General features: G+C 50.0%; 7 protein-coding genes and 1 pseudogene. All 8 read right to left on the bottom strand.

Features of this window, described 5'->3' with window-relative positions; genetic code table 11:
• A pseudogene (locus tag QVO97_RS08200) lies at positions 1 to 7,085 on the bottom strand (hypothetical protein); the annotation flags it as partial.
• Positions 7,086 to 7,099: 14 nt separating this feature from the next.
• Positions 7,100 to 7,840, bottom strand: coding sequence for a hypothetical protein (locus QVO97_RS08195; protein WP_022359860.1), 741 nt, complete (start codon positions 7,838 to 7,840; stop codon positions 7,100 to 7,102).
• The gene (locus tag QVO97_RS08190) at positions 7,837 to 8,568 is read right to left on the bottom strand and encodes a hypothetical protein (RefSeq protein WP_022359859.1); all 732 of its coding nucleotides are present in this window, start codon (positions 8,566 to 8,568) and stop codon (positions 7,837 to 7,839) included. The genes QVO97_RS08195 and QVO97_RS08190 overlap by 4 nt, the downstream gene beginning before the upstream one ends.
• Complete coding sequence (locus tag QVO97_RS08185) at positions 8,558 to 8,845, bottom strand: hypothetical protein (RefSeq protein WP_022359858.1); 288 nt, start codon at positions 8,843 to 8,845, stop codon at positions 8,558 to 8,560. Before QVO97_RS08185 ends, QVO97_RS08190 begins: the two co-directional genes overlap by 11 nt.
• A complete protein-coding gene (atpD, locus tag QVO97_RS08180) occupies positions 8,832 to 10,187 on the bottom strand; it encodes a F0F1 ATP synthase subunit beta (RefSeq protein WP_022359857.1) in 1,356 nt (451 codons plus the stop codon). Before atpD ends, QVO97_RS08185 begins: the two co-directional genes overlap by 14 nt.
• Before the next feature lie 10 nt (positions 10,188 to 10,197).
• The gene (locus QVO97_RS08175; RefSeq protein ID WP_022359856.1) at positions 10,198 to 10,974 is read right to left on the bottom strand and encodes a F0F1 ATP synthase subunit gamma; all 777 of its coding nucleotides are present in this window, start codon (positions 10,972 to 10,974) and stop codon (positions 10,198 to 10,200) included.
• 1 nt (position 10,975) lies between these two features.
• Complete coding sequence (locus QVO97_RS08170; RefSeq protein WP_022359855.1) at positions 10,976 to 12,295, bottom strand: ATP synthase subunit alpha 1; 1,320 nt, start codon at positions 12,293 to 12,295, stop codon at positions 10,976 to 10,978.
• Between the two features lie 19 nt (positions 12,296 to 12,314).
• Positions 12,315 to 12,873: hypothetical protein (locus QVO97_RS08165; protein ID WP_288189389.1), on the bottom strand; the 559-nt coding region annotated here is incomplete at its 5' end.

Here is a 12,873-nt window from a genome sequence, read left to right as displayed (position 1 = left end):
CCAATATGGCTCGGACCACCGGAATTGCCTTCTCCGCCTGCGATGCGGTACTGATAGTTTCCGTTTTGATCCAGCGTGCCGGTCGCTGTGATGTCCTCGATCCGGCCGGATGCTGCGAAGCCGCAGAGACCGCCGGCATAGGAACTGGTTACCGTGATGCGGATATCTTTCAGATTCACATTCTTCACCGTACCCATGTTAGTTCCGATGAGTCCCGTTTTCTGGCTTCTTGACGGGGCCGTGATCGCGATATTCTCAAAAGAGGTATTGCGGATCTCGCCCTGGTTGATACTGATAAGGCCGACGTTTTCACCACCGCTGACCGTTGATGAGGATGCGGAAGTAACCGTCATATCCTTAAATGTCAGATTTTCCATGGTACCGGTCAGAACCTGGAACAGAGACTGTCCCTGACTCTGAATCTGGTAGGAAAGGTTTGAAATCGTATGGCCCGAACCAGCTCCCACCAGACGGTTTATCTTTAAGTTCAAAGGTACATCCGAAACCTGGCTCAGATCGATCTCTCCCGTGATACGGAAGTTCTCATAATTCTGGCCATATTTTGTCATCACGTCTTTAAACTGCTGTGCATCTGCAATATCGTGATACAGCGGAGTGCTTCCAAAGGAAAGCGGTGCGGTCAGAACCTGTTTGGCACCTCCCTCTGCCTTCTGAAGGGTAACTGTCACCTGGTAGCTGTCCAGATAAGACTCGATTCCTATCTTTTCATAGGTTCGAATCAGGCTTCCGTCCGGGTTGATCTCATCCTTCGGTGCTGATTCTGCCTCCGGCAGCAGCACCAGTCCCGGTGCCTCCGCCTTCGTCACCTCATAGAGTGTTTTCTGGTTCGGCTTATCATAAAACCCATCGACCGTCAGACGCACACTGTAGATTCCGGTTGTCTCATCCTTCATTCCCTCTGCTTTCAGGGCAAGGGACGGATCCGGAAGGCTCACCGGCTCCTGGTATGCAAGGAGTGCACCCTCTGTATCAAGCAGCATCGGAAGTACTCCGTTCTCCGCCGTGCAGACTTCGCCGCTCTGCCTTCCGTTTAAGTCAAAGGAGGCACCCAGCACCGCATAATCGCGGTATGGAACCTTCGTCCAGAGTTCTGCAAGAGAAGACAGTCGGTTTACATCCCGAAGCTCTGCCGCCGGTGCTTCTTTACCCAGAAGCTGTCCGCTGTAACCCACTGTTCTTCTGGTGGTATACCGGTAGATACCGGATGTACCGACGATACGCTGGACAGCACCAGATGCACCTGTATTGGAGCTGGTGGTATATATATTGCCAAGGGATATGAGACTCTCAAGAGAAACCTGGGCTGTCAGCTTTCCGACGATACCGCCCAGATTGTCTGAGATACTGTTGATGTCCACATAGCTCCAGACTTTCTTGATAGGGGAACCAGAGGTTCCGGCGATACCGCCTGCATTCTGGAAACTGGTGTGAATGCTTCCCTGGACATAGACATTTTCAATCGGAGATCCAGAGCCCTGTACACCTGCCAGTCCGCCGATACCGGCTGCCGTATATCCGGCATCTGCCGTGATGGTAGTTCCCTGTACATAAGAATTTGCAACATTCGTTGAACTGAGAGAACCTGCCAGTCCGCCGAGATACAGGGTATTCTTCTGAATCTCCTGACTCACAAGTTCCATGTCACGGACACCGCAGTTTGTGATGGAGACATTATTCATCTCTCCTGCCAGTACTCCACCGTATCCATATACATCTACGGTGTCATATCCAGCCGTTCCAACCACAAAGACATGATCCATGGAAGCGGAATCCTTCATAGTACCGGCAAATCCGGTTCGAAGAGTTGCTGACTGATGGTTTGATGACAGTTTCAGGCCCTCCACCGTCAGGTTCTCGATGGTTCCCTTACTGATAGTCTCAAAGACCGAACCGTACTGAATCTCCTGCAGGTTCTTCAGTGTATGGCCATCACCGTCCAGAGTACCGGTAAAGGTACCGCGGATACGCACATCATCACTGTAGGAACCCGAAAAATCAATATCATTTTTCAGCCTGTAGTTTCCAGCCAAATCATCCTTGATGGTCTTCCATTCGCTTAATTTGCTGATAGGCTTAAAGAAGCTGGCCAGAATGGATCGATTTGTATAATCGTACTGGTTGATCGTCAGGGAACCTGCCCCGCGGTAGTAAACCCGGGTAACGGTATAGGCGGAACGGAAAATCGTCGGCTCCATCAGCTTTACCGTTACCTTGTAGCTGGTTTCGGTTGCTCCCTGTCCCTCCTGAATCTCTGCCGTCAGGCCTTTCACATCCAGGCCGGTGATCTCATAACCATTGGGATTATAGAACTCCAGGTTCACCAGGGCATAATCACGGCCCTGATCATCCGTTCCCGTCTCTGTTACCTCACTACTGATGATATCCGGATAGGAACTGATGCCCACCAGTGGAAGACCGATGAGATCCTGCTTGGATTTCAGGGAATCCGGCAGGTTCAGGCGCGGGTAATAGCCCGCCTTGATCATGTTCTCTACCTCGAAGGCACCCTCACTGTTAAAGCACTTTTCATGCCAGGAAGCAGAACGCAGCGTACGGGTCTCGATAGGTTCTGCCGTCTTATAGACTGCATTACCATCCTTTCCATAGGTCTCGCCCCGCTCTGAAAGGATATAGGTGTCCTGCACAATACCGGCACCGTATCCGACGGTTCCGCCGTAAAGTGTGAAGGGTTCCAGATCGGTCTGCTTATAATCTTCGAATCCATACTTATAGATATCACCCACTGAAAGCACATTCCGGACGCGGCCGGAGTTGGAACCAACCGCCAGGCCGACCGTATTCATACTGGTTCCCTCTTCGATCTGCACCTGGCTTAAGGTGAAGCAGTTATACACGGTTCCGGAGTTGGATCCGGTGATACATCCGTTCGAGGAACGGCTTCCCATCTCGCCTCCATACACACCGCTTCCTGTGATCAGGCTTCCTCCATAGACATAACCGTTGCGGACGATTCCTTCATTGCCTCGCGTCACGCCGCCGGAACCGATTCCTACATACTGGCCATTGGCCGGAAGTTCCACGGCAAAATTCTCGATGACACCGCTCCGCCGGTTGTTGTAGACGATTCCACCATGATAAATCGGAAAACGTCCCTTAAACTCTACATGAGCAATGATATTGCGAACAGTTCCGTAGTTATCATAAACAAGCCCGGACACACCTGATCGTCCAGATGCCACACCGGTATACTTAAGTTCCAGATTTTCCACGATGCCTCGGCCGCCCAGAGTGCTAAACAACCGGGAACTTCCCGTTGTATTCCAGGTAAGGGTATAGCCCTGGAAGTCCAGGTGACCATTGAACGGTTCCGTGTCAGAACCAGTATAACCACCGGTTCCGGTACTCGTGATATCATTTAAGACAATAAATTTGCTATCTTTATGCTGACTTAAAAGTTTCAGGTCATCGGTTTTTGAGATGGTGTAGATCTTCTCACCCGTCTCAAACTTCACCCGGCCCAGCTGGACCTTATGTCCCTTAACCTCCACCAAAAGGCGAATCTCATAAGTTGTGAAGAGATCGACACTGTAATTAAACACCTGGTCAACCTGCTCGATGGAACCATCCGTGACCTCAAGCTCGTGGTGCTCCGTTACCGGCTCTGCCTCCGCAAGCTCTGCATCTGATACATCCAGTCCCTGTACCTTGCGGTACTCCAGCAGATACTCCGGCTTTTCGTCACCTGTGAAACTCTTTAAAAGATCGCTCTCCGGATCCTTGAAAATCACCCGGATCGCAGCTGTCTGGGCGTTATTCTCCGGCTCTGACAGGTCACGAAGTTCCATCTTACCGCTGATTCCGGCACCGGTTGTAAACTTCAGCCAGTTTTCCTTCGGTAACTCATAGTTCTCTTCTTTCCGGGAATCATCAAAATATTCATTATACTCGGATGCATAAAAACCGATGGTATAACTCATGTTATTGGTCAGGTTCCGGAAAATCATCAGATCTTCATCGGATGTATTATCTGCACTGTAGGTACGGTTTGTCTCTATGATACGGCTGTCTACCAGACGCTCTCCGGCATACAGACGCATATTGATTCTTCCATCTGTCACCGTGCCGTCCGGATCATCTATCCGGAAGTTGTAAAGCTCTGCAAAATCCGAGATAACCAAAAGCTCTCCGCACTGAATCTGTGGAGATTTTTTCAGTGTCTGGAATCCAGCCTTCGTAACAGCTGCACTGACATCGTATTCATCACTGGCCTGGGTTACTGTAGTCTGAATACTTACGTCATACTTGGTTTTTGATTTAAATTTTCCCTTCGGATACCGCACTTCCACGGTGGCATAAGCACAGATTGCATCCCACACACTGGTGCCTTCCGGGTCATTTCCCAGATAATGGAGTACCACCTGGGGAATACCGACCTCCGGGATAGCATCTGTCAGCACATATGCTTCTCCATCCCGGTTCAGCTGTGCAATTTTCTTGTTCATCCATTCAGAGCGGTTCAGCTCCACTTCCCTGCTTCCGGTCTCTGTATTAGAGAGTACCACCTTGATCCGTGACATCAGCTGAATCAGCTGCTCATTGGTATTGCTGGTCAGATGGAACCGTGCAGTCGCAGAAGACGCTGTGATGCTGTCTTCCGGAACTGTAAGCTCATAGGCTGCTTTACCAAGATTTGAGATAGACGCTGTGTAGAAGGTGGTCTGTCCTATCAAAGCATTTTCTGTTGCTGTTGCCGGTTCTGTATCCTTCAGATCGTAGGTTCCATGGATCTCCATACGGAAATTGCGTCCGGATGGAAGATCCCCCAGTATCTCTGTCAGCATATCCTGGCTCAGATCTACTTTTCTGCGAATCTTGGTAGCCGGATCATCACCGACCTGTTCAAACATAGAAAGCTCTGCTCCGGTCTGCGGATCGCAGAGCACGATATATCCGTCCCGAAGATTGATATATTGTTTATCTTCATTCACGATGGAGATACGCATCTGCTGTTTGCCGACTGCATTCGTGATCAGGGAAACCGAAGCGGTCGGTGCCCGGTAACTGGTCCAGGCGCTTCCCTTCTGCTCCTCCGGGTTCGTACACGGAAGTTCATTGCCGAAACGGTCTGTCAGCTTCAGTTCCCAGGTATAATTCGTGCCGGATTTAAGTACTGCATCTGAGTTCCAGGTTGTTTTCTGGCCCATACGAAGGCTTCGGATATCCGTACCTGCCAGCGCAAGTGGTTCATCCGTCACTGCTTTTCCGTCTTTCAGGACCGTCACGCTGCCTCTGGCTATATAAAGCATGTCAGATGGAAGGCTGCTGGTCATCTGCATATTGGGAATCTTAATCTTATCTGCATAGAAATCAACTGCCTGTTCCTTGCTGAAGGTGTAGGGTGCCAGATGATCCAGCGAAAGAGTATGAAGCGGAATATCTTCCATGAACTCCTCTGTCTCTTTCACCCCATCTTTATTTAACCAGACAAAGGTACCCTGTACCAGAATACTGGTATCCGGTTTTACGTTCGGAATCTTAATACTGCCTCTTGCTTTAAAGTTCTTTCGGGTAATCAGTTTCTTCTCCTGACCATTCTCTTCTTCGTAAACACGAAGCACTACACGTTTCAGACGCATATCCGGATCCTGGATCTCCAGGTCGCCGTATACATTATATACATCTGCTTTTGCATTTGTGAAAGAAACCACTGGTTTTCGGACATTTCCATGGCTGGAGCCGTTGCCGTCGCTGGTACCGCCGCTTTCTGTGGTATTACCGCTGCTTCCGTGACCACCGTTGGTGCTTCCGCCGCTTTCCGAATCGCCGTGATCACCGCCGCCGGTTCCCATATCATCACCGGTTCCGCCGCCTCCGGAGGTACTGTTATTGTTTCCGCCTCCAGCACTGCTTCCGCCTCCGGCACCGGTTCCCCCCTGGGTACCACCGTGATCAAAATCGGAGCTGCCGCCGTTTTCACTGCCGGAATGATCACCGGAATTTGACTCACTGCTTCCATTGCTGGAACCGCTTCCCTGTGTATTACCGGAACCAGAAGAACCAGAACCGTCTCCGCTGCCTCCTCCGGCATTAGGAAGGCTGACTGACTCACCATTTCCCTGGAAGGAATCTCCTTCGTTAGGCTGATTGGCACCTTCTGCATCCAGTTCTTCACTGGAGAAAACGGTATCGCTGTCATTTTCTTCTTCCGGTGTATTTTCGAGAAGTTCATCCGTATCTTCAAAGCCGCTGCCATCGGTTCCGGAGCCATCCTTTGATGAGTCGTCCCCGTCCTCTGTTTCCATCTCTTCTGCTCCATCACCTTCTGACTGTCCGGAACCGGTATGTCTATCGGCTTCGCTGCGGATTCCTTCCTCTGCTGCCATAGTCTCCTCCGGCTTTTCGTCTCTTGCCGCCGACTCAGAGGGGTCGTGGACTGCACCGATGAGTCTTACGAAGGAATGATAATCGTAAGTATTATCTCGGATCACAACCTTCGCAGATCCAAGATTCTTCAGATCGGAATAAACCAGACGCTCCCCTGCGTATCCATAAGCAGAGAGGTCATCTTCCCGAAAACAAATGAGCGATCCAAGGCGCAGGGCATGGTCTAGCCCGTTGCTCCGGATCGTGATCGGAACTGTATTCATATACAGACCATTGTTTAACTTTGCAAATATATATGTATCCTCATCCTGGCCTACACCTTCGTCATCAAAGGCCGTACCGTCACTGACAAACAGGCCAGCATAAGGCTCATATTCCATAAAATCATCGGTCATCAGGCTTCCTGTGGCCTGAAAATACCAGATACCGGTACCATCACCGGTATAAAACGGATATTCTCCCTGGATCCGTTCTTTCTTCGGGCCCAGATAGAGATTGTTGCCCCGGCGGTATACCGTGTCACCGGCCCGGAACTTCTCCAGGGTAACCGGATCCGGCTCTTTATCACCGTCGGCACCTTTCTGCAGGGTTTTAGCCAGATTGCGGTCACTTACCGCCACCACATCTGTCTGGATCATGCCCAGTACCTGCAGCCGGTATGCGTATGCAAAACACATAACCGATAAAAGAACTGCTATCGCTGCAATGATTCGTTTCAAGGCTCTGCTCCCCCTTACTTCATTTCATTGATTCTTGGAAGCAGCTCCGGTTTTGTAAACAGAAGCAGCCAGGTTCCGTTCGGAAGCCACAGCTTGTTGGTTCCAAGATTCACTGATCCTCCATTTTTGAAGGATGCTTTCACTTCTTTTTCATTGATGGATATCAAACGGGCTGAATCTTCACCGTACACATGCAGATTCAGCGTCTGTCCATACTGTACCACTGCAAATGACATGGCCGGCACTTCGATGGAATCATCCTCCCAGTCAATCTCAGCCGGCTCCAGAAAGATATAGGTTCCTTCCCCGTCAAAGAGAAAACCGCCTGCACCTTCCCGGACATCTTTTTGATCTTTAAGTACGACGGAACCGGTGCTGATATCTGCGGTGGAGAAAGTCTCCAGGCGGTACATCGCGGCATTTCCCACATTCATCTGTACCCAGGCATAAGGCACCGGAAGAAGCATCTTATCGTCACTTCCCATATAGAGAGGTCTCGAACTGATGCTCTGGCCACCGGCGTTTTTCAGATATGTAGCATCATCGGTCCGCTGGAATTTGGTTCCTTCCGGATATTCCGTCTGAACCTCTCCCATATAGGTATACAATTTCTCCTCCGCCCGATACGCGCCTGCCTCCCGGTACATAATAAATACCAGGATAATAATCACAATAGGAATCAGAAACAGCAGCTTCTGAAGCTGAATTTTGCCTCCATAATTGATTCTCAACTTTCGATTTCTTTTTTCTTTCACTGCCTGTCACCTCCTGTTTCTGTTCCTTTTTTATAAAACAGCCGTTTTTTCTGGTTCTGTCTTTTCCGCCTTCTTCTCTTTCGCTTTGGTCTGCTGTCGCCGTCTGTCTTTTCATCCGCTGTCTGATTGGGTTCATCCGTTCCATTTTCCGGTGTTTCATCTTCTCCGGGTGCATCTTCTTCACGCGGCGGTTTCTCTTCTGCCACCGGTCGGTTCATCGCCCGATCCTTCGCAAGAAGATACATATCGCGAAGGGTAAAGTAAAGCGCATACAGAATGATGAAAACAATCAGAAGTCCCAGAATGATGAAAATCGGAAACTGAAAACGTGTCTCCAGCAGATAGGAATGCAGCAGATTTTCTGCCATCATCGCTGCAAACAGCAATACACTGTTAAATAAATCGCGAAGCAGCATCTGCATCCGCTTCCAGGCCGTGAACTTTGCCGCCGACAACAGAAGCAGCATCGCCAGATGGCACAGCTGCATATCCACGACAAAGAGGGCACTGGTTGCCGTAAAAAGCAGCCAGAGCCAGGAAGCTGCCAGAAAACAGCACTGTGGCCTTGTCAGGCCAAAGAAAAAACGGTAGATCCACAGGTTTTTTCTCTGCCATCCAAAGTGCTTCGTGCCAAAAAGCAGCGCTATCTCCATCGCCAGCGCCACTATGATCGCTGCGATTAAAAATACACGGAACTGCAGAACTATCTGCATTGCATCATTTAACATACATATCCTCTTCTATCAAAAGTTCGAACTGATTCTGCCGGAATACATAATATCCTTCGATATCATCCAGACTCTCCATAATATCCTTCCCCACGATCTGTACACTGCCTTTTACTTTACCGATGGTGGGCATATAATCCTTCAGAATCAGAATGTTGTAGTCGCGGCTGACGATCCGGACCATAGACACATTTTCATAGGTCTTCATACCACCGGACAGACTCAGCACACTGGCATGAATCGCCATTTCTTCTTTGTTTTCTTTATTTTCTTCCATGGAATTTACCTATCATATAGAATGCAGCCTCGTCCTCGTCATCGTAGACACCATTCAGGATATCTTCCACATCCTGAAGAACATCCTCGATGGCTACGAACTCACCCGGAATACCAGTGAAGTTCTCCGCTACGAACATCGGCTGGGTAAAGTAGTTTCTCAGCATTCTGGAACGATAGAAGATCTCCTTGTCCGCCTGGGACAGCTCTTCGATACCCAGAACTGCGATGATCTCCTCCAGTTCCTCATAACGTGCCAGATAACGGATGGACTCCTCCACCAGATGATAGTGGCGCTCGCCCACCTTCTCCGGATCAATAAGAGTTGATGTGGTTGCAAATACGTCAATGGCCGGATAGAGACCTTTCTCTGCCACCTTTCGTGACAGTACTACCTGTCCGTCCAGATGCTGCATGATGGTCTGTACCGCCTCGTCCGTCACATCATCCGCCGGGATATAGATCGCCTGGAAGGATGTGATGGAACCATGAGGAGTCGAGTTAATACGCTCCTCCACCTCGCTGACGTTCATCTCGATGGTTGCCGGATAACCGTTCTCGATGGGCATACGGTTCATCATGGCACTGATCTCCGAATAAGCCTGTACATAACGGTATATATTGTCGACAAACAGAAGCACATCCTGTTTCTTCTCATCCCGCAGATACTCAGCCAGTGTAAGACCACTGTAGATGGCATGGGAACGGGATGCGGAGTTGTCACCCATCTGTCCAAATACCATGGCCATCTTATCCAGAAGTCCTGCCTCTGTCATCTCGTCATACAGCTCACGACCCTCACGGGAACGCTCACCGACACCGATAAAGACAGAGTTGGAACCCAGTCCCTGGTATACGTTATGGATCAGCTCTTTAATCAATACGGTTTTGCCGACACCGGCACCGCCCAGAAGACCCATCTTAAAGCCCTTTCTCATAGGTGCAAAGAAATCCAGCACCTTGATGCCGGTCCAGAGGATCTCTCCATTGGCATCGATCTGGGACAGGCTGGGGCTTGACTGGTATACATTCTTCTGACAGATACTGTCAAGAGGCTGTTCATCGATCATGCCGCCGTAGGGGTTAAATACACGTCCTAAGATCTGGTCGGAATACTCCATCGTCAGACCATACTCTGCTTTCTCTACTTCCATGCCGCGCTTTAAGCCTTTTGTACTCTCAAAAGGAATTGCATTTACCACGCTTCCAGCCACGTCACAGACCTCAAAATGGCGTCTTTCCCCGTCTACTGTCGTGTAGAGCATATCACGCTCTGCCACGCCGGTGCCGTCCGTGAGAATCTCTACTCCCAGCTCCGACACGGAAATGATTTTTCCTATCATGACTCTCCTCCTACTTATACGCCCGGTTCTTGACGTAGTTATCTATGATTTTCTCGAATTCCTTGTTGTTCTTCTCACGGCGATCTGCCCGGACCTTCTCCTCCTCGATCTCATCGATCTTCTTTAAGGATTCCGTGGTTGTATTCTGACGCAGCACGTTTTCCGCTGCACGTCCGCTTACCACCGCCAGCATCACTTCGTAGTTTACATAAGATGCCGTCAGGTCTGCCAGCAGGTTACCTGCATCTTCTTCCATCGCAAAGTCATCGTAATATCCGTCTTCCTCACTGGTTTCAACCGGATAGATACGCTCCGTTTTAAAATAAATCGTCGTCGTATTCACATATTCATTGTATATGATGTTGATCTCCGAACATTTTCGTCCCCGGATCCCCTCGCCCAGAAGTTCCTTCAATTCATCAAACCGGTACTCCAATTCCGCGCAGGTAGAGGAAAACAGGATATTTTCCTTATCCCGGCAGTGAAGCTTGCGTCCGATCAGAATCTTCTTGTTCTCATGATCCTTGGAAATCTTTTCATTGACCAGCGAGTTGTAGTTGTTGCAGAAGCCAAAATCACTGCCCAGATAGATATTCCAGACCGGGGCAGAGGGATCCGGCTGCAGCAGCTTCTTGTCCAGAATCAGGTTCCGGTTATAGAGGATGGAAGCCATCATCTGCTGAAGCTGCTTCTGCATCATACGGTATTTGTCTGCCTTGCGCTTTGCGTTGTCCACGCGGATCAGTGCATGGAAATTCATAACTTTTACGATATTTCTTATGCTCATATCAGCCTCCCAGGATCTGACTGAATTTCGTGAGGAACTCTTCCGGCGCCTGGGGTGCAAATTTCTGCTGGTTCAATCCTTTCAGAATCTCTGCGCCTCGTTTCAGACGGTCGCGCATCTCCTGACTCATCTCATCCATATTCGCCATCTCATAGACCTCACGGGTCTCCAGATAACTTAAAAGTTCCCGGCGCACTCTGGCACCCAGCTTTTTAACCGGTGCATCCTGAACTGCTCCGCCCAGACGTGATACAGAAAGTCCGTACTGGATCGCCGGTTTCTGTCCTTTATCGAAATTCTTTCTGGACAGAACGATCTGACCGTCTGTGATGGAGATAATATTCGTCGGGATATATCCGGTGATATCTCCGCCCTTGGTCTCAACAATGGGAAGAATGGTGATGGAACCGCCGGTTCTGTGCTGGCATCCTCGCTCCAGAAGTCTGGAATGGATGTAGAAAACATCCGGCGGATATGCCTCACGGCCCGGAACCATACCGGCAAGCAGGGAGATCTCGCGGTGTACCGTTGCATGACGCTTCAGGTCATCGATCACCAGAAGGACGTCCCGGCCCTCCATCATATAATTCTCAGCGATGGTAGCTGCCACATAAGGTGTCAGGAACAGCACCGGTGGCATCTCATCATTGAAAGCTGCCATGATGATGGTATGTTCCATGGCTCCGCGGGCCATCAGGTTCTGGTATACTTCTTTCACATTTTTCTTGGTCTTGCCGATGGCCACATAGATACAGAGGACATTCTTGCCCTTCTGGTTCACGATGGCATCCAGTGCGATCTGGGTCTTGCCGGTCTTTTTGTCTCCGATGATCAGCTGTCTCTGTCCTTTACCGATGGGATAGCACAGGTCAATGCCAGCGATACCGGTCAGAAGCGGACGTTTTACAGTACCGCGCTCCATGATCGGAATCGGTTTTTTCTCGATCTCGATGGGAACTGCATCTTCAAACACAGCATCCTGCAGACATTCTGTACCAAATATATCGATGATATGTCCAACGGAGGACGGTGAATACATCGCCTTGAATTCTTCTCCGGTGGCTGTCACCACATCTCCTACATAGATCGGTGCCCCGCGGCGTACCACGGAGATCTTCACGCTGCCGCGTCCGATGGAATTAACATATCCCTCGGAATGTCCACCGATGATGACACGCTCCATAAAAGCCACATCTTCCAGTCCGTCTGCTTCCAGAATATACTCTTTTACAGTCGTGATACGGCCCGCGCTGTACACGTTGCTGCCGTTCTGGATCGCGGCGATCTTTTTACCTATCATTTCTTCCATATAATTTGCCATAATGTTATCTTATGCCCTCCTATAGGCTGTAATCGTACATCTTACCGGACTGCAGGACGCGCACGCCCTCGCAGATATTCTCTTCTTCATAAACCGCATGAGCACCCTGGGGAGCTTCTGCTGCATTGGCCATATAAAGCACGGGTTCCGGATTGTTCAGGAAACTCTCACCGCGGATCCACTCCCGGAATGCGATGATATCCATCCCTTTGCCCTGATCTAAGAACTTCTGAAGCACGGTCTGTTCCCGCACATCCAGAACCGAACGGAGCACTTCCTCCTGATCCGATGGTTTCAGGCCGGTCAGTGTAAATACGATATTAAAGGTAAGCTTATCGTTCAGCTGCTTTAATAAGGTGCTGTATGCCGCCATCTCCGGATCCGGGGCAGCCGCCTGTGCCACTGCCTTAAGAACAGCCTCTGTATCCGGACAGAAATTGTGGCGGATACTGCGGTAGTTCTTGGCAAAATCCCGGCTTCTCAAGGGAGCCGCCGGAATATCCGACAGGGACGCGGCCGCCTTCACCGAAGGCGCGGCCGCCTCCTGTTTCGGTTCATCGTCCGTTTTCCGGAGAATG

The sequence above is a fragment of the Clostridium sp. CAG:43 genome (assembly GCF_000434655.1).
Lineage (GTDB): Bacteria > Bacillota > Clostridia > Lachnospirales > Lachnospiraceae > Otoolea > Otoolea fessa.
This window is presented reverse-complemented; position numbering and strand designations above follow the sequence as displayed.

Excerpts from the sequence above, each read along its gene's own strand:
- QVO97_RS08190 (WP_022359859.1), bottom strand. The coding sequence starts at position 8,568 with ATGTTAAATGATGCAATGCAGATAGTTCTGCAGTTCCGTGTATTTTTA.
- QVO97_RS08185 (WP_022359858.1), bottom strand. The coding sequence starts at position 8,845 with ATGGAAGAAAATAAAGAAAACAAAGAAGAAATGGCGATTCATGCCAGT.
- atpD (WP_022359857.1), bottom strand. The coding sequence starts at position 10,187 with ATGATAGGAAAAATCATTTCCGTGTCGGAGCTGGGAGTAGAGATTCTC.
- QVO97_RS08175 (WP_022359856.1), bottom strand. The coding sequence starts at position 10,974 with ATGAGCATAAGAAATATCGTAAAAGTTATGAATTTCCATGCACTGATC.
- QVO97_RS08170 (WP_022359855.1), bottom strand. The coding sequence starts at position 12,295 with ATGGCAAATTATATGGAAGAAATGATAGGTAAAAAGATCGCCGCGATC.